Annotated in this window: 25 protein-coding genes and 2 pseudogenes; 14 read left to right on the top strand and 13 right to left on the bottom strand. The window is 62.2% G+C overall.

Features of this window, described 5'->3' with window-relative positions; translation table 11 throughout:
• Positions 1-50 precede the first annotated feature (50 nt).
• The 6 genes from AC50YA_RS15370 to AC50YA_RS15395 all read left to right on the top strand — a co-directional run bounded on the left by AC50YA_RS15370 (position 51) and on the right by AC50YA_RS15395 (position 4,030).
• Positions 51-446, top strand: a complete 396-nt coding sequence (locus AC50YA_RS15370) for a cupredoxin domain-containing protein (protein ID WP_494983123.1) — start codon at positions 51-53, stop codon at positions 444-446.
• Positions 447-454: 8 nt separating this feature from the next.
• Positions 455-928 (top strand): hypothetical protein, encoded by a 474-nt coding sequence (locus AC50YA_RS15375; protein WP_494983124.1) that lies wholly within the window; start codon positions 455-457, stop codon positions 926-928.
• A gap of 180 nt (positions 929-1,108) precedes the next feature.
• Complete coding sequence (locus tag AC50YA_RS15380; protein WP_494983125.1) at positions 1,109-1,879, top strand: hypothetical protein; 771 nt, start codon at positions 1,109-1,111, stop codon at positions 1,877-1,879.
• Between the two features lie 24 nt (positions 1,880-1,903).
• A complete protein-coding gene (locus tag AC50YA_RS15385; RefSeq protein ID WP_494983126.1) occupies positions 1,904-2,605 on the top strand; it encodes a sortase domain-containing protein in 702 nt (233 codons plus the stop codon).
• Between the two features lie 59 nt (positions 2,606-2,664).
• Positions 2,665-3,309 (top strand): hypothetical protein, encoded by a 645-nt coding sequence (locus tag AC50YA_RS15390; RefSeq protein WP_494983127.1) that lies wholly within the window; start codon positions 2,665-2,667, stop codon positions 3,307-3,309.
• A gap of 271 nt (positions 3,310-3,580) precedes the next feature.
• The gene (locus AC50YA_RS15395; protein WP_494983128.1) at positions 3,581-4,030 is read left to right on the top strand and encodes a cupredoxin domain-containing protein; all 450 of its coding nucleotides are present in this window, start codon (positions 3,581-3,583) and stop codon (positions 4,028-4,030) included.
• 234 nt (positions 4,031-4,264) lie between these two features.
• Here the strand turns inward: AC50YA_RS15395 and AC50YA_RS15400 are convergent, their stop codons facing one another.
• From AC50YA_RS15400 to AC50YA_RS15415, 4 genes and pseudogenes are all read right to left on the bottom strand, one after another.
• On the bottom strand, positions 4,265-4,459 hold the full coding sequence (locus AC50YA_RS15400; RefSeq protein WP_494983129.1) for a hypothetical protein: 195 nt from the start codon (positions 4,457-4,459) through the stop codon (positions 4,265-4,267).
• A 706-nt stretch (positions 4,460-5,165) separates the two neighbouring features.
• Positions 5,166-5,726: pseudogene (locus tag AC50YA_RS15405) on the bottom strand (LysR substrate-binding domain-containing protein); the annotation flags it as partial.
• Between the two features lie 140 nt (positions 5,727-5,866).
• Positions 5,867-6,457: a sigma-70 family RNA polymerase sigma factor gene (locus AC50YA_RS15410; protein ID WP_494983130.1), complete on the bottom strand. Its 591-nt coding sequence runs from the start codon at positions 6,455-6,457 to the stop codon at positions 5,867-5,869.
• A 474-nt stretch (positions 6,458-6,931) separates the two neighbouring features.
• Positions 6,932-7,393 carry a DUF4383 domain-containing protein gene (locus AC50YA_RS15415; RefSeq protein ID WP_494983186.1) on the bottom strand — a complete coding sequence of 154 codons (462 nt, stop codon included), beginning with the start codon at positions 7,391-7,393 and terminating at the stop codon, positions 6,932-6,934.
• A gap of 516 nt (positions 7,394-7,909) precedes the next feature.
• On the opposite strand from AC50YA_RS15415, the gene AC50YA_RS15420 reads away from it, so the two are divergent.
• Positions 7,910-8,407 carry a ferritin-like domain-containing protein gene (locus tag AC50YA_RS15420; RefSeq protein WP_494983131.1) on the top strand — a complete coding sequence of 166 codons (498 nt, stop codon included), beginning with the start codon at positions 7,910-7,912 and terminating at the stop codon, positions 8,405-8,407.
• Between the two features lie 134 nt (positions 8,408-8,541).
• Here the strand turns inward: AC50YA_RS15420 and AC50YA_RS15425 are convergent.
• Together AC50YA_RS15425 and AC50YA_RS15430 are read right to left on the bottom strand one after the other, a co-directional pair.
• Positions 8,542-8,900 (bottom strand): annotated as a pseudogene (locus AC50YA_RS15425) (VOC family protein).
• An 87-nt stretch (positions 8,901-8,987) separates the two neighbouring features.
• Positions 8,988-9,383 carry a VOC family protein gene (locus tag AC50YA_RS15430; RefSeq protein ID WP_494983132.1) on the bottom strand — a complete coding sequence of 132 codons (396 nt, stop codon included), beginning with the start codon at positions 9,381-9,383 and terminating at the stop codon, positions 8,988-8,990.
• A 113-nt stretch (positions 9,384-9,496) separates the two neighbouring features.
• On the opposite strand from AC50YA_RS15430, the gene AC50YA_RS15435 reads away from it, so the two are divergent.
• The gene (locus AC50YA_RS15435; protein WP_494983133.1) at positions 9,497-9,892 is read left to right on the top strand and encodes a DUF3054 domain-containing protein; all 396 of its coding nucleotides are present in this window, start codon (positions 9,497-9,499) and stop codon (positions 9,890-9,892) included.
• A 120-nt stretch (positions 9,893-10,012) separates the two neighbouring features.
• Positions 10,013-10,294 carry an Lrp/AsnC family transcriptional regulator gene (locus AC50YA_RS15440; protein ID WP_056340053.1) on the top strand — a complete coding sequence of 94 codons (282 nt, stop codon included), beginning with the start codon at positions 10,013-10,015 and terminating at the stop codon, positions 10,292-10,294.
• 68 nt (positions 10,295-10,362) lie between these two features.
• Here the strand turns inward: AC50YA_RS15440 and trpD are convergent, their stop codons facing one another.
• The gene (trpD, locus tag AC50YA_RS15445) at positions 10,363-11,421 is read right to left on the bottom strand and encodes an anthranilate phosphoribosyltransferase (RefSeq protein WP_494983134.1); all 1,059 of its coding nucleotides are present in this window, start codon (positions 11,419-11,421) and stop codon (positions 10,363-10,365) included.
• 147 nt (positions 11,422-11,568) lie between these two features.
• Here trpD and ctaE point away from each other — a divergent pair, with 147 nt between their 5' ends.
• From ctaE to qcrB, 4 genes are all read left to right on the top strand, one after another.
• On the top strand, positions 11,569-12,207 hold the full coding sequence (gene ctaE, locus AC50YA_RS15450) for an aa3-type cytochrome oxidase subunit III (protein ID WP_494983135.1): 639 nt from the start codon (positions 11,569-11,571) through the stop codon (positions 12,205-12,207).
• A gap of 87 nt (positions 12,208-12,294) precedes the next feature.
• Positions 12,295-13,083, top strand: coding sequence for a cytochrome bc1 complex diheme cytochrome c subunit (qcrC, locus tag AC50YA_RS15455; protein ID WP_494983136.1), 789 nt, complete (start codon positions 12,295-12,297; stop codon positions 13,081-13,083).
• A gap of 99 nt (positions 13,084-13,182) precedes the next feature.
• Positions 13,183-14,253, top strand: coding sequence for a cytochrome bc1 complex Rieske iron-sulfur subunit (gene qcrA / locus AC50YA_RS15460; protein WP_494983137.1), 1,071 nt, complete (start codon positions 13,183-13,185; stop codon positions 14,251-14,253).
• Entirely contained in the window at positions 14,231-15,907 is a 1,677-nt protein-coding gene (gene qcrB, locus AC50YA_RS15465; RefSeq protein WP_494983138.1) for a cytochrome bc1 complex cytochrome b subunit, read from the top strand. The genes qcrA and qcrB overlap by 23 nt, the downstream gene beginning before the upstream one ends.
• A 99-nt stretch (positions 15,908-16,006) precedes the next feature.
• Here qcrB and AC50YA_RS15470 read toward each other — a convergent pair whose 3' ends face one another.
• A complete protein-coding gene (locus tag AC50YA_RS15470; RefSeq protein ID WP_141140648.1) occupies positions 16,007-16,798 on the bottom strand; it encodes a GntR family transcriptional regulator in 792 nt (263 codons plus the stop codon).
• A 186-nt stretch (positions 16,799-16,984) separates the two neighbouring features.
• Here AC50YA_RS15470 and AC50YA_RS15475 point away from each other — a divergent pair, with 186 nt between their 5' ends.
• The gene (locus tag AC50YA_RS15475) at positions 16,985-17,278 is read left to right on the top strand and encodes an HPr family phosphocarrier protein (protein WP_494983139.1); all 294 of its coding nucleotides are present in this window, start codon (positions 16,985-16,987) and stop codon (positions 17,276-17,278) included.
• Between the two features lie 129 nt (positions 17,279-17,407).
• On the opposite strand, the gene AC50YA_RS15480 is transcribed toward AC50YA_RS15475, so the two are convergent.
• From AC50YA_RS15480 to AC50YA_RS15500, 5 genes are all read right to left on the bottom strand, one after another.
• Positions 17,408-17,809, bottom strand: a complete 402-nt coding sequence (locus tag AC50YA_RS15480; protein ID WP_494983140.1) for a cytochrome c oxidase subunit 4 — start codon at positions 17,807-17,809, stop codon at positions 17,408-17,410.
• Positions 17,806-19,533 carry an aa3-type cytochrome oxidase subunit I gene (gene ctaD, locus AC50YA_RS15485; RefSeq protein WP_494983141.1) on the bottom strand — a complete coding sequence of 576 codons (1,728 nt, stop codon included), beginning with the start codon at positions 19,531-19,533 and terminating at the stop codon, positions 17,806-17,808. Before ctaD ends, AC50YA_RS15480 begins: the two co-directional genes overlap by 4 nt.
• A gap of 10 nt (positions 19,534-19,543) precedes the next feature.
• On the bottom strand, positions 19,544-20,416 hold the full coding sequence (ctaC, locus tag AC50YA_RS15490; RefSeq protein WP_494983142.1) for an aa3-type cytochrome oxidase subunit II: 873 nt from the start codon (positions 20,414-20,416) through the stop codon (positions 19,544-19,546).
• A 187-nt stretch (positions 20,417-20,603) separates the two neighbouring features.
• Positions 20,604-20,993, bottom strand: a complete 390-nt coding sequence (locus tag AC50YA_RS15495) for a HesB/IscA family protein (RefSeq protein WP_494983143.1) — start codon at positions 20,991-20,993, stop codon at positions 20,604-20,606.
• Between the two features lie 184 nt (positions 20,994-21,177).
• Positions 21,178-22,623: a dipeptidase gene (locus AC50YA_RS15500; RefSeq protein ID WP_494983144.1), complete on the bottom strand. Its 1,446-nt coding sequence runs from the start codon at positions 22,621-22,623 to the stop codon at positions 21,178-21,180.
• Positions 22,624-22,644: the final 21 nt, after the last annotated feature.

Consider the following 22,644-nt stretch of genomic DNA (forward strand, 5'->3'; position numbering starts at 1 on the left):
GCGCGCCGTCCGGCGTGTGGAGGACAACATCTCTTTCGAAGGGGAATGTCATGAGAACGATCAACCGTATTCTGACCGTAGCTGCGGCCGTGTCCTTGGCGGCCCTTACCGGGTGCGCCGGACAGGGCGGGGACTCTTCCGCCCCGCCGGCCGCGTCCAGTTCCGCTGCCCCATCAGCTGATGGGTCGACACAGGCGGCCGAGGCGGTTATCACCATTCGGGATTTCGCGTATGAGGTCCCGGCCTCGGTGAAGCCAGGGGCGACGGTGACGGTGACGAACGCGGACAGCGCTCCCCATACCCTCACGGCCAAGGACCAGGGCGGGTTCGACATTGAAGTCCCGGCCGGCGCGACGGTGATCTTCCAGGCCCCGGATGCCCCGGGTGAATACGGGATCATCTGCAGCTTTCATCCGCAGATGACCGGGACGCTGGTCGTGAAATGAACCGAGAAATGAGTCGGTCGGAACTGAAACCGCATTCACGGTCTCTGTGGGTGCTGCGTGTCGGTGTCGCGGCGGGCCTGGTGGTCAGTGCCGTGATCCATGTCCAGCTCGCCCCGGGCTACCAGCAGGCAGCGCCGGGCGGTCTCGGGCAAGGGACCCTGTTCCTTGTCCAGGCCGGAGCGGCGGTCCTGGCCGCGGTGTTCGTACTGGTCACGGGCTCACGGCCCGCTTTCGCGGCGGCCGCAGCAGTGGGCCTGTCGTCCCTGGCCGCGGTCATCCTGTACCGGTATGTCCAGGTCCCTGCTATCGGGCCGCTGCCGTCGATGTATGAACCGGTTTGGTACGCGGCCAAAGTTGTTACAGCGCTGGCCGAAGCGGTCGCCGGGGCCCTGGCGGTGGCCGGTTACGCCCTGCTGCACAAGACCCGGCCAGGCTCACGGTTGACGTCAAGGGGCCGCCGCCGCGGCGCTTCGGCTACTTGAACCAGCCGGATCATCACCTTCGAAAAATTCGCTGGATACCTGCCCGGCGGAGCCCTACCCAAAACGTTTGTGAACCTGGCCACAATTTGGCCCATCCTTTTTGTGTGCCGCTCCGAAGTACTGGTATCCCCTTCCTTGGGGCGCCAACATCACACGCGCGTGTATGAGGAGATTGTTCCAATGAATAAGTCACTTCGCTTTATGGCAGTTCCCACCCTCGCTTTGGCCGCCCTGGCCCTTTCCGGTTCCCCCGCGATGGCCGCGGACCAGTCTTACCAGTCGACCCTGGGCCAGCTCAACGGCAGCGCAGGCGCCGGCACCATCACAGTTGATGTCACGGGCAACCAGGCCCACGTTGTCCTGAAAGTTTCGGGTATGCCGGCGACGTTCATGGATGCCCCGTACCCGCACGTCCAGCACATCCACGGCGGCAAGCAGGGCACCTGCCCGGACCCGTCTGCCGATAAGGACGGGGACAAGGTCATTTCCACCACCGAGGGCGATCCGTTCTACGGCCCCATCGTGACCACCTTGTCCACCAGCGGCGACACGAGCCCGGCAGCGGGCCTTGATCTCAAGGTCGGCGGCCAGGGCGCTGCCTACACCGTTGACCGCACGTTCGAACTGAACGCCGAAACCAAGGCAGCCCTGAAAGCCGGCACCGCCGTGGTCGTCGTCCACGGCCTTGACCCCGCCACGCTCAGCGCGGCAGGCCAGGCCGCCAAGAGCGACCTTGCACCGACCCTTCCGCTCGCCGCCACTTCCCCCGCCCTGTGCGGGACCTTGAAGGCCGGCCAGATGAAGATGCCCGCAGGCGGCGCTGACACCGGCGTCACCGCCGAAACCGGCACCGACACCGGAGCCCTCGCTATCGGCGGCGGTTTGGCCCTGATCGCCCTCGCCGGCGGAGCCTACGTTGTCCGCCGCCGCAGCGCCGGATCAGCAGCCTAAGCAAGGGCTGACTGGACCATCACTGTGACACTCATGAATCCCGGCCACCGCAGAGGCCCCCTGGCCTCTGCGGTGGCCGGGGTTCTGCTCCTGCTCACCCTGGCCGGCTGCGGCGCAGGAAACAACGGAACGCCCGACGCCGGCTCCCCACCTTCCGCCTCATCTCCGGTAACACCCGGCACGACCGCGGCTCCGACACCGGCTACAGCCACCCCGCCGCCCGTTGCCCCCGTGGCGGCCCCGCCCGCACAGCAGCTTCCGCCGGTGATGGGCGCGTCGGCTCCCGTCACCCTCAGCATTTCCTCGATCGGGGTCCGGACGGACCTTCTCCACCTGGGACTGCGGGAGAACGGCTCCCTGGAAGTCCCGGAAGACACCGGTAACGGCGCACCCGCCAGCTGGTACAACGGCTCCCCCACACCCGGTGAACGGGGACCCTCCGTGATCCTCGGTCACGTCAACGCCCTCGGCGGGAACACCGGGGTGTTCGCGGACCTCCAGAAGCTCAAAAACGGCGACGAAATCAACGTGTCCCGAACCGACGGCAGCATCGCCGTGTTCACCGTTGACCGCGGCACCCTCTACAGCAAGAACGAATTCCCCACCCTCGAGGTCTACGGCAACACCCCAGGTGCCGAGCTCCGGCTGGTCACCTGCGACGGCTACGACCCCGCCACCGGGCTCTTCGACGACAACTACGTCATCTACGCCACACTCAAAGCCTGACAACGCACAGCCTGAAAAGCGGCCGCAAATCCTTAGCGGGAGCGGCCAGGACGGAAGTCATGAAAAACCGTACTCCCCTGCTGGCCTCGTTGGTACTCTCGTCCCTGTTGCTCTCCGGCTGTGCAACAGCGGCCGGATCCGTAACCGCACCGTCGGACGTCTCGACGCTGGCCCCCTCGGCTGCTTCACCCGAGGCGGGGCACACCGACAGCCACGGCAGCGGGCACCACAGTGACGGCTCATCATCCCCCGACACACCCAAGGCCGACGGTCCCAGCGACGCTGCCCTGATGGTCTGCGGGAAACAACCGATGGACAGGCTCACCTCCATCCTGGACCTGAAGGAGGACCCACACACCATCAACGACTGGGCCAACAACACCTTCACCTGCACCTACCACCTGAACGAAGGTGCCCTGAAAATCTCCGTCCAGGAAGCCGTCGACAAGGCGTCCGCCCTAACCTACTTCAACGCGATGCAGGCCCTGGCCAAAGACGCCACACCCATCGAAGGCCTCGCGAACCTCGGTTTCCCGGCTTACGAAACCGCCGACGGGTCAGCGGTGTTCCAAAAAGACAGCTTCGTCCTGCACGTGGACGCCACCGACCTGCCCGCCACCCTGGGACCGGAGAACATCACCAGGAACGCCCTGGCCTACCAGCTCTCCACCACCATCCTGGCCTGCTGGGTCGAACACCCCTGACCCGCTTATGCGCGAACAAAGGCACCAACCGACGGTACCCATGAAAGGTTCACCCATGAAAGCAAACACCAGAACCGGTAGCGCGNCGACCCCGCCACCGGGCTCTTCGACGACAACTACGTCATCTACGCCACACTCAAAGCCTGACAACGCACAGCCTGAAAAGCGGCCGCAAATCCTTAGCGGGAGCGGGCCTGCTGGGTCGAACACCCCTGACCCGCTTATGCGCGAACAAAGGCACCAACCGACGGTACCCATGAAAGGTTCACCCATGAAAGCAAACACCAGAACCGGTAGCGCGCTCGGACTCGCGGCAGCAGCAGCCGTGCTGGCCCTGTCCGGCTGCGGGACCCCCGGCACCTCCGGGTCCGCCACAACAGCCGCCCCCACACAGGCGGAACAATTCCCCTCAGCTCCTGCCGCCACCGCAGAACCTGCTCCCTCAACCTCCGGCCCGGGCTCAACACCCGCGGCGGCCCCGGCGAAAATACTGATCAAGGGCTTCAAATACCAGGGAACGGAAACCGTGAGCCCCGGAGCGACGGTCAGTGTCACCAACGAAGACACCGAAGCGCACACCATCACCGCTGACACCGGTGACGCGTTCGACGCCAACATCAAAGTCGGCACCGGCACCTTCACCGCCCCGACCGAACCCGGGACCTACCCCTACCACTGCAACTTCCACGGCAACATGAAAGGCACCCTCACCGTGGAATAACACCCCGGCAGAAGGACGCAGTACACCGGGAACGAAGTGGGGTCTGGAACGGAGATATTCGTTTCTTCGTTACCGGCACGTGCGTCCCGAAGGGTCTGCGCTCGTCTTCCCGGATCGAGGTTTCCCTGGCCCGGTTGCCTTCCACACGGCAACTCACCGATGCGGGGACCGGAACATGGGCGGGTCTCGGGCATGCCCAACGGTATCCCCAGGTGGTCCTACAAACCCCAGGGCTTATCCGCGCTTTCCGGGCTGCGTTGCATCGAAGAACAGCAATTCCTCGCTGTTTTGGCCCGCACCCACGCCCGTTTCTTTCTCGCGGATAAAATCCAGATCCTCACGGGAAAGCAGCATCTGGCCGTGCCCGTCGACGTCGACGTGCCCCGCGGAATTTTGCTTGATCATGGCGGTGACGGTGCGCGGCACCATCACGCATCCCGGATTATCCAGGAGCCACTGGCGCGTCTCTGAATCAAGTTGGTCCCACTCGTCTCTGAGTGTCATCTCGTATATTCACCCTTTTCCGTTTCCCCAGAAACCCTCCATCCGGGCCTGGGATTCCGCTAAGAGTACGTCTGACGTCAAAAGAAGAACAGTGTCCCTTCACCAACTCTGGAAACATCACAACTTCTGGGCGCCGTGACTGTTAGCCAAAGCGGAGCGTCAGGGATTAGGACTTTGGAGAAGCCACTGCATGGCTTCGTCCCGTGAGGTGAAAAACGTAATCGCGAATGGCGCGGGCCTCACGTCCCAATGCTTCAGCCAACAAACACACCCTTCCTGCAGCTGTTCCAGCGCTTTCATTGCTGTTGATCGTTTTGCTTCGAGCCTAGGTCACGAGCGTGTGTCCCACTTCCAAGGAAACGGGACACCGTTGGGGCGACACTCCCCACGGATCCAGTGTCATGTATCGAAGTCGTTTGCACGGAATGTTCAAAGTCGACCGCACGGCCGTCCACTTAGGGCATACCCCAGCCGGACATTGGGAGCTCGGTTCATAGCAACTGTGATAAATCGCAGAGCCTCTTTGCCTCGGGTATAGCTACCAGAGACTCGTCGACGACTATTCTCAGGGTGGACTGGCGTGAGCGTCTGCGCAGTATCTTCGACGCTGGAATGTCCGAAGTCTTCTGCACTACTGGGAAGCGTAGCTGGTGTTGTCGGCGCGCGAGAGCCGTGTCAGGACCAATTCCAGCGGCGGCCAGGTACCGCGGCCGCGGCGGGTACGGGCGTACGCCCGTAATCGTACGTCGGGTTTTGTGAGCGGCAGGAGGGTGACGCCGGCTTGGGTTTGGCGGTCTGCCGGCAGCAGTCCGATGCCCATTCCGGCGAGAATGAGGTCCTCGACAAGGTCGAGGTTGTCTGCTTGGTGCCTTACAAGGGGTTCGTATCCGGCCATGGATCCGATGAGGCGTACTACGTCCTCGTCGGCAGGGTTGCGGGAGTTTCCGATCCAGTCGTAGTCGCGAAAGTTGTTGAAGACCGCCAGGGCGTCCCGGTAGGAGTTCTGCCCGTCGCATGTTTGAACTGCCAGACTCCAGGGGGTGGACCACAGCGGGAGGGAGTCGAGAGCCCTGTCAGCATTGGCGGGGGCCAGGTTGTAGTCGTAGGTGAGGGCAAGGTCTACCTCCCCTGCTGCCAGCAGCGCGAGTGCTTCGTCCGGCTCGTGCGCTGTGAGCTGCCGCGGAGTTCTCGGACAGTGGGCCCTCTTAAAATGGGGGTCTACTGAAAGTAGAGATCAGCATGACTGCAGCACGCCGGCGTTTCACCCAGGAGTTCAAAGANAAATGACACTTCGCGTGATTTGCCTGGCGCATGGCCCGAACCGTGTCAGCCCTAGCCGGCAGGACCCAATGACTGACGTAGGTTGCTGAAACCGTCACGGATACGGGACTTCACGGCCGGGACGCTCAGGTTAAGGGTCCGGGCAACTTCCGCATACGTCTGCCCGCCAAAGTATGCCAGGACAATCGCTTCCGACTGCGGGGCGCTGATTGTAGACAGGCTCTTCAGGACCTTCTCATCTTTCAACCTGCGCAGGACCAACTCTTCGGTGGAATCCTGTCCCATCGCTGATGTCTCACGGTGATGCCGGGAATCGCGCTCACGGCAGCTTTGCTCCCGCCGGACAACATCCACCGCGCGTCGGTGCGTCAGCGTGAACAACCACGCCAGGGGCGCACCCCGGGAAGGATCGCAGCTGCCTGCCGATGACCACACCTGGACGTAGACGTCCTGCACGATCTCCTCAGCCAACTCCGGCCTCCGGACAATTTTCAATGCCAAGCCGAACAGCCGCCGTACGGTGCGGGAATACAATTCCTCGAAAGCCTCCTCATCGCCTTCGGCGATCCTGCCCGTAAGCGACTCCAGCGGATCCGGGCCACGCAAGTTCCTGCCTTTGTTCCCGGCCACTTCCGCGCTCACCTACAACACCGGGCCGCTGATCCGCCCGGACTGACAAGGAAATGCACTACAAATTCGGGAACACTCACGTTTCCAGCTCCGTACTGTTCAGGGAAAGCACTTCACATTCCTCTGAACGTATCCCGGGAACCCCGCAAAAACCACAAAAAAGTCAACGAACCAGTCCACGGATGACAAAGAAATGTAAGAATTTGTCAACCATAAAGCAGAAACCAATCTGAACCGCTCCCACCACCACAGCACCGGGCCGGCCGATAGGTTTGAAACCCCGGGGAACGAAACAACGCCGCGGTGGACGAAGCCATCTTCCGCCGTTGGCCAAGTACCCCAGGCCATAGCTCCCAGAGGTCCACCTCGTCCTGTTCGATCATGAATGGCGCGGTGTCCGGACGATGCCCACGTTTCCGGCAGGCAAACGAACGACGGTCCATCTCCGCGCCTATACCCGAAAGCCTTTGCGACTCTAGAGGCGCGCTATCGACGACGCGGCACTGCGCCCCGGGCAAGAAGGAGACCGACACCGATCATGCCAACGGCCAGGAACAGATGCAGCCAGTTGTCGGCATGGTTAAACGGGACGAAGTTGGCAGCGGTTTCATGGCCGATGACCAGGCCATAGATCCAAAGGACCAGGTAGACCGCCCCTCCCCCGATCAGGAAGTTCCGCGCGCCGGAGGCGCTCCGGGCCATCAGCACACCGGCCACACCGAAGAGAAAATGAACGATGTTATGCAGGATCGAGACCTGGAACAGGCCCAGTAACAAGGCCTCCGAACCAGGCCCGGCAAAACCCAGCTGACCGTAGTTCGTCGTCGCGCCAGGGATGAAGCCCAAAACACCGAACAGTAAAAACACCGCACCGGTCACCAGCGCGGCTTTCTGGATATTGGTCCGGCTCATGTCGTTGCCAACCGGGCCATGTGATGCTGCAGTCATTTCGCACTCCATATCTCGCTGGCCGCTGCCGATCGGAAACGGCTGTCTCTCCAGAAATCCGCTGGCAATTAAAGTCATACTAAGTTCACTTAGCATCATTTGAACATAGCCGCGTTGACTCAAAGAAACCTCCGCGTGGCCGGATGCGTTGCAATTGAAATCCTCTGCGGAGCGACGTGGTTGACGGCACGGGCGGCGGTTGCAGGTTATGCCAGTTTTCAGAGAGCTAACGATGGCCAGAGGCAAGCTGTGACTAAAAGATGTCCTCGCCTATAGCAAGGGCTGAGCGTGCAGGGAAGTCCCAGGGGCGGTAGTTCTCATGGTCTGCGCCGGACTCATGGAATCTCACCTCCAGGTCTTGATATGGCTGCTTGAGGCTGAGGTTTGATCGGGGGGGTTCAGTTTGTCCTGCTGCAGGGGAATGATGGTTGAACCAGAGCCGCCGGCAGACTGATCGTTTACCGTTCCTTGAATCTGGCTGCTCGTAGGGAACGGACCGTCATCGAAGGAGAGACTGTGTTTGAAAATTTTAAGACCCCGGAAGAGATTTTCAGCTACAAACTTGGTTCTGCGCTGACCATGGAGCGTGACACCTTGGCCATGCTCGGAGAGCTTGAGAAAGCAGCGCGCCGGCCGGAACTGAAGGCGCTGCTGAAGGAGCACGCCGAGGAGACGAAACAGCAGATCGCCAATATTGAGCGTTCCTTTGAGTTGTTGGGCGAGAAGGTCAGCGATTCGCCTTCTCCGGTCACCACAGCGATGGCCAAGGAAGGGAACTCGATGCTCGGCAAGACCGATAACTCCCTGGTTGATGTTGTGATCCTTGCCGGTGCCCTGGAGACCGAGCACCACGAAATCGCCGTCTATCAGACCCTGGTCGTGAACGCTGAAGCGCGCGGCGCGGCCGAGGTCGCGGCCCTGCTCCGCCAGAATTTCGCCCAGGAAGAGGGCGCACGGGACAAGGTGGGCCAGATGGGTCAGCGTATCGCCACCGAAGGCATCGCCTACCCCTGAGCTGCAGTAAGCAGTGGGTCTACGCCGGGCCCGTGCGTGACCTGGGTGCGGCAGCCTCCCGGGCTTCGGGCCGCGTGGGCATTGAGTCGTTGCGCAAACCGTCAAACGACACGGTCGTCAGCAGCGGCCGGCATCTAAGGACCGGAGGAACCAGGCCGACCTTGCTGGTGTGGATCCGGACCGCCAATCAGTGAGCCCAGGACAGACGGCACAATCTGCCAGGAGACGCCGTAGCGGTCCTTCAACCAGCCGCACTGGCTCTCCGCCCCGCCGTCGGTCAGCGCCGACCAGTAGCGGTCCACTTCCTCCTGGTCAGAACAGTCGACCACAAACGAGACGGCTTCCGTGAAATTGGCCGACGCTCCCCCGTTGAGTGCCATGAACCTTCGGCCTCAATCTCAAACTCAACGGTGATGACCTTCCCGGCCTGACCGGGACCAACCTCACCGAACCGCGAGACGTCCATAATCCTGGAATCGCCGAAGACTGACACGTAGAACTCGGCGGCCTCTTCGGCCTGGTTCTCGAACCACAGGCAAGTGGAAATCTTTTTGCATGGCTGCTCCCTTCCGGCTAGAGCCTAGTCCGGGGCCATTCCCCGCACAACGGCCGGAGGATGCCGGCTGACCAGCCCCACCGTGTTCCCTTCCGAGTCGCGGATGAAGGCCATCCACTCATCGGTCCCTGCCGGACCCAGGGCGGCGTCGCCATGGTGAAAGATCACATGCGGCATCGCAACTACCTCCACTCCTTGGCCCTGCAGGACGCTGATGCTCGTCCGGACGTCCTCTACCTCCAAATAGAGGGCCGCCGACGGCGCGCCGCGCTCCAGCAAGAGCCGGACGCCGTCGAGGTCGAAAAACAGCAGCCCTGGCGGGTCGTAGACCGCCGCCGGCTGCACCCCTAGCAATTGTGCATAGAACTCTGCGGCCCGCTGGAGGTCATGTGCCTGCTGGGCCACCTGGATCAGGCGCACTGTGCCTCCCGCTTGATGAGCGCCGCTGTTGTCCCACCCATCTTCCATAATCCCCCGTAGCCCGGCAAGCATCCTGACCGGGCCGCCGCCGTCGCCGGGTTAGGCTCGAAGCCATGACCTGGACCCAGCAGCAATCCGTATCCGGCGGCAGGCGCGCGATCACCGCCGCGGCACTGTCCGACGCCGTCCTCATCCTCGTTTTCGCGGCGATCGGCAGAGATGCCCACCAGCGCGGCGACATCATCACCGGAGTGTTCCTCACCGCCTGGCCGTTCCTGGCTGGGGCCGCTATCGCCTGGTTCGCCGGGCGGGCCTGGCGGCGTCCGCTGTCCATGGCAACCGGCGTCGTGATCTGGCTTGGGGCCGTCGCGGGCGGCATGATCCTGAGGGCGCTGACGGGACAGAGCGTGGTGGTGGCCTTCGTGGTTGTTGCACTCTTGAGCCTGGCGCTGTTCCTAGTGGGCTACCGGGCACCTCTTGCGCTGGTACGCAGGCTTCGACTGTCGTGACAACGCTGCCGGGCATGCGTCCGGGCCACGCCTGACGAACACCGCCCATGTAATAGGCTGGCATCACCACAGAGTCTTGCCGGGCACAGCCACGGCCAACAGATCCGGAAGGATTGAACAGTGATCACCGCATTCGTTCTGATAAAGACCGACGCCGCGCGCATCCCGGAAACCGCCGAGGAAATTTCTGCGATCCCAGGCATCAGCGAGGTCTATTCCGTCACAGGCGAATGGGACCTCATCGCCGTTGCCCGCGTCGCCCGGCACGAGGACCTGGCCGACGTCATCGCCGACAAGCTCTCAAAGGTGCCCGCGGTGGTTCACACCACCACACACATTGCGTTCCGTGCCTACTCGCAACACGATCTCGACGCGGCATTCGCGCTCGGCTTCGAACAGTAGACCGCTTTTCCGGAAAAAGGCGCGGGCCCGGCTGTAGAGCCGGGCCCGCGCCTTTTCCTGTACACAGGTCAGGGCCGCGTCAGTGAAACCCACCTGTCGAGGACCGCAGCGGCAGCACCCGTATCAATCGACTCCGCGGCCCGGGCAAATGCCGAACGCATACGATCCAGGAATGGGCCATCGGATGATTCATCAAATGCCACCAGCCCAGCGGCCGCGTTAAGCAGCACGGCATCCCGTGCTGCGCCGGTCATACCGGCCAGGACATCACGGACGACGGCGGCGTTCGCCTGGGCGTCCCCGCCACGAAGTTCCTCTACAGTCGCGGGCCGGATGCCCAGCTCGGCCGGCTCAAAATTCAGCTCAGTGACAGCTCCGTCACGGATTTCCCAGACGGTGGAAGGGCCCGTAGTAGTCAGTTCGTCCAGCCCGTCATTGCCACGGAAAACCAGGCCGCGGCTTCCCCGCTTCGCCAGGACGCCTGCAACCAGCGGAGCCATCCGGGCATTCGCCACTCCCACGGCTGAGGCCTGCACCAGGGCAGGGTTGGTCAGCGGGCCCAGGAAATTAAAAGCGGTGGGGATGGCGAGTTCCCGGCGGGGCACGGCGGTGTGACGGAAAGACGGGTGAAATACCTGCGCGAAGCAGAAAGTGATTCCAGCCTCCCCCGCGTTGCGCGCAACCTGAGCCACCGGGAGGTCGAGCCGGACCCCCAGCGCTTCAAGCACGTCGGCCGATCCGGAGGACGAAGACGCTGCCCGGTTGCCGTGCTTAACGACTTTCGCTCCAGCGCCCGCAGCGACGAGGGCGGACATGGTGGAAATGTTGACCGTATTGAGCTGGTCACCGCCGGTCCCAACGATGTCCAGCTTCTCACCGGGGATATCGATGGGTGTTGCATGGCGCAGCATCGCGTCCACCAGGCCCGAAATTTCGTCCACGGTTTCACCCTTGGCGCTGAGGGCAACCAGGAATCCGGCAATCTGCGAAGGCGTCGCCTCCCCGGACATGATTCTGTCCATCGCCCAAGCGGTATTGTCCGCTGTGAGGTCAGTACCGTTGATAAGAGCCGATATGAGCCGCGGCCAGGTGTTGCTATCGGCCGGCGCGGTTGCCTGAGAAGTCACCTTCTGATGCTATCGAGCCACCTCGGACCTGACCAATGTGAACCCGCTCGGGAACTTTTCGCGGTGATTTCGCGTCTTTGTAGAAAAAGTCCCCGGAAAAGGCGGTTCGCGTTGGGAACTACGGACTTTTATAGACATAATGTCTATGTGACATCTGCGACCCATGCCCCCAGTACCCCGACGCACCCCACGCTGAACCGCCCCAATATGGTTTCTGTAGGAACCGTAGTCTGGCTGTCCAGTGAGTTGATGTTCTTCGCCGGTCTCTTCGCCATGTACTTCACGCTGCGCTCCACGAGCGGACAGATGTGGGCGGAAGAGACAGCCAAGCTCAACTTCCCCTTTGCGCTCGTCAACACGATCGTCCTTGTGGCCAGTTCCTTTGCTTGCCAGATGGGCGTCTTCGCCGCCGAACGGCTGCAGCCTCGAAAAACAGGCGGCCCGTTCCAGTTCTCCCGCTGGGGCATGAACGAATGGTTCACGCTTACCTTCGTCATGGGCGCGTTCTTCGTCGCCGGCCAGGCAACGGAATACGCGATGCTCGTTTCAGAGCACGTTTCGCTCTCCTCCAACGCCTACGGCTCAGCGTTCTACATGACCACCGGCTTCCACGGCCTGCACGTCATCGGCGGCCTCGTAGCCTTCCTCTTCATCATCGGACGCTCGTTTGTTGCAAAGAAGTTCGGCCACTTCGAAGCAACCTCCGCGATCGTCACGTCTTATTACTGGCACTTTGTGGACGTTGTCTGGATCGGCCTCTTCCTGGTCATCTACGTACTGAAGTAGTCAAGCTTTGATTCCTTTTCTACAAGAGGCAGAATTTCAAGAAGCGGCTCACGGAGCCGGCGCACGATCGAATAAAGGAACCACCACGTGAAGGCTCTCTCGCAAAAGCGGCGTCACCCACTCGCAGTAATCGCACTGCTACTGATGGGACTCCTCGTCACTGGTGGGCTGTACGCCGTTGCCACCACAGTCAACGAGGCCAAGGCATCCACCACCAGCTTCAGCGCCAACGACAGCGCCGAGGGCGAAAAGCTCTTTGAAGCCAACTGCGCCACCTGCCACGGCATGGGCGCGAGCGGCACGCAGGCTGGCCCGTCTCTGGTTGGTGTCGGTGCTGCAGCGGTTGACTTCCAGGTCGGTACGGGCCGGATGCCCATGCAGATGAACGGTCCCCAGGCCTACAAAAAGCCGGCCCAGTTCAACGATGAGCAGACTCACCAGCTTTCAGCCTACGTCGGTTCCCTGGGCGCCGGCCCGGCAATTCCTGAAGAGCACCTGCTTGATGAGCAGGGCGACGCCGCCAAGGGTGGGGAACTCTTTCGCGTGAACTGCGCGATGTGCCACAACGCGGCAGCCGCCGGCGGTGCCCTCACCCGTGGCAAGTTCGCTCCGGCCCTGGCTGATGTCACCGGCAAGCACATCTACGAAGCGATGGTCACCGGACCGCAGAACATGCCCGTTTTCAGTGACGCAAACGTCACCCCTGAGGGCAAGCGGGACATCATCACCTTCCTGAAGCAGATTGAGGCCAACGGCTCCCCTGGTGGCGCTGATCTCGGCGCGCTCGGCCCGGTCTCAGAAGGACTCTTCGTGTGGATTGCAGGCCTGGGTGTCATCATCGCGTTCACCATCTGGCTTACTTCCCGGACGTCTTAGGCGCAACGGGAAAATTAAGAACTTCTGCTGCCCAGTCAGCAGTTTGAAATTGAAAACTAACCCGGCAGACGCCGGGACGAGAGAAGGATGAGGCGAATTATGGGCAACCATAGTGACGGCAGTCCGAACCACTCGGGCACCGTAGCTACGGCTGGTCAGAATGAGGTGGAGAAGTTCCAGGATCCTGGAATTCCCCCGCACCGTTTGCGCCTGGCCGACACGGACCCGAAGGCCGCAAAGCGTGCAGAACGGCAGGTCGCCATACTATTCGGCGCGTCAGTTGTCGGCACCCTGATCTTCCTGGTGGCGTACTTCGCCATCGACTTGGGCGATGGCACAAGCATCGCCACCATCCGGCTGCAGAACGCCCTGCTGGGCCTTGGCACCGCGTTTGCGATGCTGGGCATCGGCACCGGTATTGTGCACTGGGCCAAAGCCCTGATGCCGGACCACGAAGTCTCCGAAGAACGCCATCCCATCCGCACCGAAGAAGACCGCCTGGCGGCAGTCCGGATCGTGGATGACATCGTGGAAGAGACCGGCATCAAGCGCCGACCGCTCATCCGCAACACGCTGCTTGGCGCTATGGCACTGGCCCCGCTTCCCGCAATTGCGGTTTTCGGTGACCTCGGCCCCCGCCCCGACCGGGCGCTGTCCCACACCATGTGGGCACCGCAGGAGGGCAAGCTCAAGCGCCTCACCCGCGACCCCGACGGCACGCCTATCAAGGCCTCTGACGTCACCATCGGTTCGGCTTTCCACGTGATTCCTGAGGGCCTGAACGAACTGCATGAAGGCAAGCTCAACGAAAAGGCCAAGGCAGTTGTCCTGCTGATGCGTCTGGATCCCGCCTCGCTGAATCCCTCCGAGGGCCGCGAAGACTGGAGCTACAACGGAATCGTTGCCTACTCCAAGATCTGCACCCACGTCGGTTGCCCCGTTGCTCTGTACGAGCAGCAGACGCACCACCTGCTGTGCCCGTGCCACCAGTCCACCTTTGACCTCACGAATGAGTGCAAAGTGATCTTTGGCCCGGCCAGCCGGCCCCTCCCCCAACTGCCGATTGCAGTGGACGCCGAGGGCTACCTGGTCGCAACCAGCGACTTCAACGAACCTGTAGGACCGAGTTACTGGGAGCGTGATGAGCATGAGCGCAGCATCAAGAGCTGAAGCCCCCGCCTTCGTCGCCAAGACTAAAGCCGGACGCATCACTGATTTTGTTGACGCCCGGGTTGGCGGATCAGGAATCTTGCGTGAATTCGGACGCAAGGTGTTCCCCGATCACTGGTCATTCATGTTCGGTGAAGTCGCCCTCTATTCCTTCGTCATCCTGCTGCTCTCGGGCACCTTCCTGACGTTCTTCTTTGATCCGTCCATGGCGGAGACCCACTACGACGGTTCCTACCTGCCGTTGAAGAACGTCGAGATGTCAGTGGCGTACAGTTCCTCGCTGAACATTTCCTTCGACGTTCGTGGCGGCCTGTTTATGCGCCAGGTCCACCACTGGGCTGCACTTCTCTTCGTTGCCTCGATCGCCGTGCACATGCTGCGCGTTTTCTTCACCGGTGCCTTCCGCAAGCCGCGCGAAATGAACTGGGTTGTCGGCAGCGTCCTGCTGATCCTCGCCATGGCAGCCGGCTTCACTGGCTACTCCCTCCCCGATGACCTGCTCTCCGGCAACGGCCTGCGGATCATCGACGGTGTTATGAAGGCGATCCCGGTTGTCGGAACGTACATTTCCTTCTTCTTCTTCGGCGGAGAGTTCCCGGGAACGGCTGTTATTGGCCGCCTTTACATGCTGCACATCCTGCTCGTACCTGCGCTCATCCTCTTGATGATTGTTATGCACCTCTTTATGGTGGTTGTGCACAAGCACACCCAGTACCCCGGCCCGGGCCGCAACGACGGAAACGTTGTTGGCTACCCGCTTGGCCCTGTGTACGCAGCCAAGGCAGGCGGCTTCTTCTTCATCGTCTTCGGTGTCATTGCCCTGATGGCAGCCTTCTTCACGATCAACCCGATCTGGAACTACGGCCCGTACGACCCCTCACCCGTTTCGGCCGGAACCCAGCCTGACTGGTACATCGGATTTGTTGACGGCGCCCTAAGGCTAATGCCCGGTGTCATCGGTGACTTCCACTTCGAGTACGTCGTCTTCGGATACACTCTGACGCTGAACGTCCTGCTTCCGGCCCTGGTGCCCGCAGGCATTCTGTTCACGGTAATGTTCATGTACCCGTGGATCGAAAGCTGGGTCACCAAGGACACCCGCGAACACCACGTCCTGGACCGTCCGCGGAACGCCCCCACCCGCACCGCTATCGGAGTCGCTGGCTTTGTTTGGTACTGCGTGATGTGGGCCGCCGCTGGTTCGGACCTCATCGCCACACACTTCCACGTGTCCCTGAACGATGTGACGTACTGGCTCCGCGCCTTGTTCTTCATCGGTCCGGTCATCGCGTTTATGGTTGCCAAGCGAGTAGCCCTCGCCCTCCAGCGCAAGGACCGGGAAATTGCACTCCACGGCCGGGAAACAGGACGTATTGTCCGCCTTCCGCATGGCGAATTCATCGAAGTGCATGCTCCGCTGGATGAGTACAAGCGCTACAAACTGGTTGGATTTGAATCCCCCTCACCGCTGCCGGCGGTCCCCAACGACCACGGCATTGTGACGCGCAAGGAAAAGCAGCGCGCTTTCCTGTCCAAGTGGTTCTTCGAGGACCGTGTTGCACCGGCCACGCCTGCAGAGCTGGAGGCCGCACACGGCCACCACGCCCATCCGGCAGTAGAGGCCGGCGAGGAAAGCAAGAGCCTCAGCCACTAGCTCACAGCATCTAAGTTCCAACAGGAAAGGCCCGGTCCATTTGGACCGGGCCTTTCCTGTTGCTGGCAGCCACCACTGTTGCCAGCCGCCGGCCCGCTGCTAGTGGTTGCGGTAGCCGAGCGATTGATTCCGGGCAGGCCTCGCACCTGGCCGCTGGAGCGGTACCCATAGTTTGTAGCGGTCGGCCCGGTAGTACGAAACTGAGTAGTCCACCATTGCCCGGGCAACAAAGGCATGCCTCTGGATTTTGAGCAAGGGGGCTCCGACGTCGACGTTGAGCAGGCGCGCCGTTGAGGGAGAAGCGGCGGTCGCTTCGATCATGTCTTCCCCCCACTCCATCACGAGGCCGAACTGCTCACTCAGCACGTTGTATAGCGATGTTGGGGGCTCGCCGTCCAGGAGACCCGGGACCCGCTGCGCAGGGATGAAGTTCTCGTCCACGCTCATGGGCTCTCCGTCCGCCAGCAGCAGCCGACGGAAGCGAACCAGTGGCGTCCCCTCCTCTACCTGCAGTTCGCGGGCAAGGAATGCGCTGGCGCCGATCTGTTCAAAGCTCAGGACCTTGGCGGCCGGCACCATCCCGCGGCGTTGCATCTCTTCGCTGTACGAGGTGAGTTTCACCTGAAGGTCGAGTTTGGGCTTCCGCACGAAGGTGCCGAGGCCAACAACACGCTCGAGGACTTCCTCGCCGACCAGGGCATCGATGGCCTGCCGGACGGTCATACGGGCCAGGCCGAACCGTAAGGCCAGATCGCGTTCGGAGGGCAGGGCTGATCCGGGCGGACAGGAATCGCTGATGTAGGCCCGGAGGATCTCCCTGAGCTGGATATAGATGGCAGTCCCGCTGCTGCGGTCAATCTCGCCGGCAACGCCGCGGGCATCAGCAGCCACGGAGGCGCGCCCTTGCTTCAGTTTTCACTATCCAAGCTTAAGGCAAGCAGCGCCGCTGGACTAGACCAGTTCCTGCAAATGGACCGGCCACCGCTCCGCGTTTGGTCGCTCAGCCATCCGGCCGGATATATTGGACAGGAACTTTATCGATGACGGTTGGGGGCCGTCAGGAAAATGGGAGACCCCTTGCCAGTGCATAAGGCCGTTGTGTCAGCGTCAGTCGGCTTACATGCCCGTCCCGCCGCGGTGTTCGTCAGGGCAGTGACCGAAACGGGACTTCCAGTGACCATCCGCAAGGCCGGCATCCAGGGCGTCGACGCCCGCTCCCTGCTGGAAGTCATGACTGCAGACTTCCCCTTCGGCTGCGAGATAGAGCTTTCCATCCCCGAAAGTGCCCTCAGCGGGCCTGCCGGTCACCGCGCCGCCGAGACGGCCCTGCTGATGCTGGCACGGCTCCTGGAGTCACAGGGAGCCAGCTAGCCCCTCCCGCGGGGCATTAGGCCGCGGTTCCCTTCACCACATCGAACGGACAAGAACGACGTCGGGCCCCACCTTCCGGTGGGGCCCGACGTCGTAATGTGCGAAAACTTTGCTGAAGCTCAGCGCCTGCTAATGGGCGTGGTCCCCACGGCTGTACTCGAAGACCCAGCCCACGAGGGCAACCACCGCGAGACCGGCTGCAATGAACACAATCCAGAAGCCCACCGCCAGGCCCAGGAATCCACCGGCGCAGGCGAGGCCCAGAACCAGCGGCCACCAGCTCCAGGGGCTGAAGTGCCCCTGCTCACCGGCGCCCTCGTGGATCTCGGCGTCGTTGCGGTCCTCGGGACGCATCCCGACGCGTTTGCCGGTGAAGCCAAGGTAGCCGCCGATCATGCCGGACAGTCCGCCCACCAGGAGGACTCCGAGGGTTCCGACCCATTCACTCCAATGGGTCAGGAAACCGTAGACCAGGGAAACCGGCACGAAGAAGAAGACTCCGGCTCCAAATATCCATGATTCGATTTTCACTTGGCGGTGTCCTTCTGGTCGGCGTTACCAAGCACCGCTGCTGCGGCTGCAGGCGATTCAACGGTGTGTACCTGCGAGAGCTCCGGGTGGTGGAGGTCCAGGGCGGGACGCTCTGAACGGATCCGGGGCAGCGAGGTGAAGTTGTGGCGCGGCGGCGGGCAGGAGGTGGCCCACTCCAGCGACGCCCCGAAGCCCCACGGATCGTCCACTTCAACGCGCTCGGAGCTGCGCCAGGTGATGTACACGTTCCAGAAGAAGGGAATCAGGGATGCGCCGAGCACAAACGAGGCGATGGTGGAGAACTGGTTCATCCACGTGAAGTTGTCCTCCACGAGGTAATCCGCGTAACGGCGGGGCATGCCTTCAACGCCCAGCCAGTGCTGGATCAGGAACGTGCCGTGGAAGCCCAGGAACAGCAGCCAGAAGTGGATCTTTCCGAGGCGCTCGTTGAGCATCTTGCCGGTGAATTTTGGCCACCAGAAGTAGAAGCCTGCGAACATCGCGAACACCACCGTGCCGAACACCACGTAGTGGAAGTGCGCCACCACGAAGTAGGAGTCAGACACGTGGAAGTCCAGCGGAGGCGAGGCCAGGATGATGCCGGTCAGGCCACCGAAAAGGAACGTGATCAAGAAGCCGAGGCTCCACAGCATGGGAGTCTCGAACGTCAACGAACCCCGCCACATGGTGCCGATCCAGTTGAAGAACTTCACCCCGGTCGGGACTGCGATCAGCATGGTCATGAAGGCGAAGAACGGCAGCAGGACCGAGCCGGTGACGTACATGTGGTGTGCCCACACGGTCACCGAAAGTGCGGCGATGGCAATGGTGGCGTAGACAAGGCCCTTGTAGCCGAAGATCGGTTTGCGGCTGAAGACCGGGAAGATCTCGGACACAATGCCGAAGAACGGCAGCGCGATGATGTACACCTCGGGGTGTCCGAAGAACCAGAACAGGTGCTGCCAGAGTACGGCGCCGCCGTTCTCCGGATCGAAGATGTGTGCACCAAAGCGGCGGTCGGCGCCAAGCGCGAACAGTGCGGCAGCCAGCGGCGGGAAGGCCATCAGCACGAGGATGGACGTCACGAGGGCGTTCCAGGTGAAGATGGGCATCCGCCACATGGTCATGCCCGGCGCGCGCATGCAGATGATGGTGGTGATGAAGTTGACCGCGCCCAGGATGGTGCCGAATCCGGACAGAGCCAGGCCGAAGACCCACAGGTCACCGCCGATGCCGGGGCTGAATGTCGTGTTGGACAGCGGCGCATAAGCGAACCAGCCGAACGACGCCGCACCCTGCGGGGTGATGAAGCCGGACACCGCAATCGTGGAGCCGAAGAGGAAGAACCAGAAGGCCAGTGCGTTCAGCCGCGGGAACGCGACGTCGGGGGCACCGATCTGCAGGGGCATGATCACGTTGGTGAAGCCGGCGAACAGCGGCGTCGCGAACATCAGCAGCATCACGGTGCCGTGCATCGTGAACAGCTGGTTGTACTGCTCCTTGGTCTGCAGGATCTGCATGCCGGGTTCGAACAGTTCAGCCCGGATGAGCAGCGCCATGACGCCACCGAAGCAGAAGAACACAAACGAGGCGATCAGGTACATGTACCCGATGGTCTTGTGGTCTGTGGAGGTGATCCAGTTGACGACAATGCGTCCCTTGGACCTAGGAACTACGGGAGCCTCAAGGGTTCCGGCAGGTGCGGTTTGGGTGTAAGTAGCCACGTCGCTCCCCTTACTTAATTTCGTTCAGGTTCGGGTTGCGGTCATACTCTTCGCCGAGGAGTCCGGTGTTGCCATCTGCCTTGAGCTTGTCCATGTGAGCCTGGAAGTCGGCTTCAGAGACAACCTTGACGCGGAACAGCATTTCGGAGTGGTACTCACCGCAGAGTTCGGCGCACTTGCCGTCGTAGGTTCCCTCTTTAGTGGGCGTGAACCTGATGTAGTTGGTCTTGCCGGGGATCATGTCGCGCTTCTGCAGGAAGGCGGGAACCCAGAAAGAGTGAATGACATCGCGGGAGTTCAGTTCGAGGTCAACTGACTTTCCAACCGGCAGGTAGAGCGTCGGAAGCGCTTCCTTGTTGATGGTGTTGCCCGTCAGGTGTGCCTGCACGCCTGCTTCGTGGACGTCCTCAGTGACGACGTCGCCGGACTTGTAGTTGAAGTCCCAGGCCCACTGCTTGCCGCGGACGTCAACAACGACGTCGGCCGGCTTGGAGCGGTCATCGATGGCCTGCTGGTCGCGGTCGGTGAAGTAGAAGAACACCAGGACCATGAACAGCGGGATGGTCAGGTAGAAGACCTCCAGCGGGAGATTAAAGCTGGTCTGCCGCGGGAAACCCGTGGTGCCTTTGCGGCGGCGGTAGGCGACAAGGCACCAAACGATCAAACCCCACGTGATGATGCCCACAACAAGGGCTGCAATCCATGAGTTGACCCAGAGGTCCATGATCCGGTCAGTGTGATTGGTGGTGCCACGCTCGGTGGGCAGCCACCCCTTCTCTACCTCTGGCGAACATCCAGTCAAAACCAACGCGCCGGCAACTGCCAAGCCTGAGATCGTAGTGATCGTTTTGCGTCGGCTGCCGGTTCGGTTCTGCGAACTCACAGACGGCCCTTCCTACTTGTTGCTGTTGCCCGGCCACCCAAGGGGCCGTCCGGGCACACTAAAAGTTTTACTACTCGGTGTAGAGCTTACCGCTCTGCCGGGCGTTTCGCCCACATGTCGGCGCCGCGTCTCCGTGCCGTTTTTGGCGGACGGAAAGCAGGCGCCGGCATCGGGCGAAAGAACCGGGTCAGTGGAACGAATCACCGCAGGCGCAGGAGCCGCCGGCGTTGGGGTTGTCAATGGTGAAGCCCTGCTTGGAGATGGTGTCCTCGAAGTCGATGCTGGCACCGCTGAGATACGGAACGCTCATCTTGTCCACTACAACTTCGACGCCGTCATAGTCACGGACGGCATCTCCGTCAAGGAGGCGTTCGTCGAAGTACAGCTGGTAGATGAGGCCGGAGCAGCCGCCGGGCTGGACGGCAACGCGGAGGCGGAGATCGGTGCGGCCTTCCTGCTCCAGGAGGCTGCGGACCTTGCCTGCTGCGACGTCGGTCAGTTTGACCTCGTGCGCGGCCAGTTCATCGCTGGCAGCGCTGGCGGTCTCGGTGATGTTCTCGTTGGTTGCGGTGCTCATTTGGCCTACCTTAGGACGGTCCTGGCGGCCCCGCGTCAGCGGTGCCTGCCCCTACGGATACGGTACGGGCTATAGCTACATGCTACTTCGGTCAGCCGTGTAGCTCTAACTCCTGACGTAACCAAGCCGGTCCGCTGGTTGTTCCCAACGGAGGACGGATGCCGGCATGCGCGGGGCATCCCAGTCAGGACAGGCCTTCGGAGTTCAGCCGGGCGAGCAGCAGCGCTTCAGCCACCACTGCGTTCCTGAAATCACCGAGATGAAGGGACTCGTTGGCACTGTGGGCGCGGGAATCGGGATCCTCAACTCCGGTCACCAGGATCTGGACGTCCGGGTAGACGTCCATCAGGTCGGCGATAAACGGAATCGACCCGCCGATTCCCATCTCCACCGCAGGAACACCCCAGGCCTCCCCCAGCGCCCACATGGCGAACGTCGCGGCCTTGGACGTGGTGTCAGCGAGGAACGACTTTCCGCTTTCCCCGGGAGTGAACACCACCTTTGCCCCGAAGGGTGCGTTGGCCTGGACGTGCCGTTCCACGGCTTCCATCGCTGCCGCTGGATCCTGGCCCGGCGCGAGGCGCAGGCTGAACTTGGCCCGCGCGCGCGGCAGGAGCGTATTTGATGCCACGTCCACGGCGGGTGCGTCGAAGCCAATGATGGACAGGGCTGGCTTGGTCCACAATCGGGCGGCGATGCTGCCCGTGCCGGCGAGCCGGACGCCGTCGAGAACGGAGGAATCGGCACGGTACTCCGCTTCGGTCAGTTCCACTCCGACGTTGTCGTTCGACACCAGGCCTTCAATCGCGACGTTGCCCGCTGCGTCGTGCAGGGTGGCAATCAACCGGGACAGCAGGGTTGGCCCGTCCAGTACGGGTCCACCGAACATGCCCGAGTGGACGGCATGGTCCAATACCTGAACTTCAATGGTTCCGTCCACAAGGCCGCGCAGGCTGGTGGTCAGGGCGGGAATGCCCACCTTCCAGTTGCTGGAATCGGCCACCACGATCACATCGGCCCGCAGCAGTTCCCGGTGCGTTTCCAGGAAGGAACGGAAGGTGGGAGAACCAGCTTCTTCCTCCCCTTCGAAAAAGAACGTCACACCAAGACCAAATTCGGTGCCCACAACCTCGGTCGCTGCAGCATAGGCGGCCACGTGGGCCATGATTCCGGCCTTGTCGTCAGCTGCGCCGCGGCCGTACAGCCTGCCGTCCCGTTCGACGGCGGTGAAAGGCTCTGTTTCCCACAGCGCCGGGTCCCCGGGCGGTTGGACGTCGTGGTGGGCGTACAGCAGGATGGTCGGCTTCCCTTCTGCCGCCAGGCGGCGTGCGACGACGGCAGGGCCACCGGGGGTGCCGTCGTCCTTATTACTGCGCAGGACTTGGACATCCTCGACTCCGGCGGCGCGCAACAGTTCCGCTACGGCCTGCGCGCTGGCCTCCAAAGGGGCAGGATCGAAACTCGGCCACGCGATGCCGGGAAGGGCCACAAGTTCCTTGAGCCGGTCCAGTGTGGTGCCGAAGGAACCTGCGACGGACAGCCTGAGTCCGTCCGCGTCGACGGCCGGTGCAGGGTGACCGGAGCCGTGGGTGTTGGCGTCGGACGGGTTGGCTGCTGGAGTGGGAGTCATGGCGAACACAATACCCGCGCC

The sequence above is a fragment of the Pseudarthrobacter sp. RHLT3-21 genome, assembly GCF_059383495.1.

Excerpts from the sequence above, each read along its gene's own strand:
- AC50YA_RS15370 (WP_494983123.1), top strand. The coding sequence starts at position 51 with ATGAGAACGATCAACCGTATTCTGACCGTAGCTGCGGCCGTGTCCTTG.
- AC50YA_RS15375 (WP_494983124.1), top strand. The coding sequence starts at position 455 with ATGAGTCGGTCGGAACTGAAACCGCATTCACGGTCTCTGTGGGTGCTG.
- AC50YA_RS15380 (WP_494983125.1), top strand. The coding sequence starts at position 1,109 with ATGAATAAGTCACTTCGCTTTATGGCAGTTCCCACCCTCGCTTTGGCC.
- AC50YA_RS15390 (WP_494983127.1), top strand. The coding sequence starts at position 2,665 with ATGAAAAACCGTACTCCCCTGCTGGCCTCGTTGGTACTCTCGTCCCTG.
- AC50YA_RS15395 (WP_494983128.1), top strand. The coding sequence starts at position 3,581 with ATGAAAGCAAACACCAGAACCGGTAGCGCGCTCGGACTCGCGGCAGCA.
- AC50YA_RS15400 (WP_494983129.1), bottom strand. The coding sequence starts at position 4,459 with ATGGTGCCGCGCACCGTCACCGCCATGATCAAGCAAAATTCCGCGGGG.
- AC50YA_RS15415 (WP_494983186.1), bottom strand. The coding sequence starts at position 7,393 with ATGACTGCAGCATCACATGGCCCGGTTGGCAACGACATGAGCCGGACC.
- AC50YA_RS15435 (WP_494983133.1), top strand. The coding sequence starts at position 9,497 with ATGACCTGGACCCAGCAGCAATCCGTATCCGGCGGCAGGCGCGCGATC.
- qcrA (WP_494983137.1), top strand. The coding sequence starts at position 13,183 with ATGGGCAACCATAGTGACGGCAGTCCGAACCACTCGGGCACCGTAGCT.
- qcrB (WP_494983138.1), top strand. The coding sequence starts at position 14,231 with ATGAGCGCAGCATCAAGAGCTGAAGCCCCCGCCTTCGTCGCCAAGACT.
- AC50YA_RS15495 (WP_494983143.1), bottom strand. The coding sequence starts at position 20,993 with ATGAGCACCGCAACCAACGAGAACATCACCGAGACCGCCAGCGCTGCC.
- AC50YA_RS15500 (WP_494983144.1), bottom strand. The coding sequence starts at position 22,623 with ATGACTCCCACTCCAGCAGCCAACCCGTCCGACGCCAACACCCACGGC.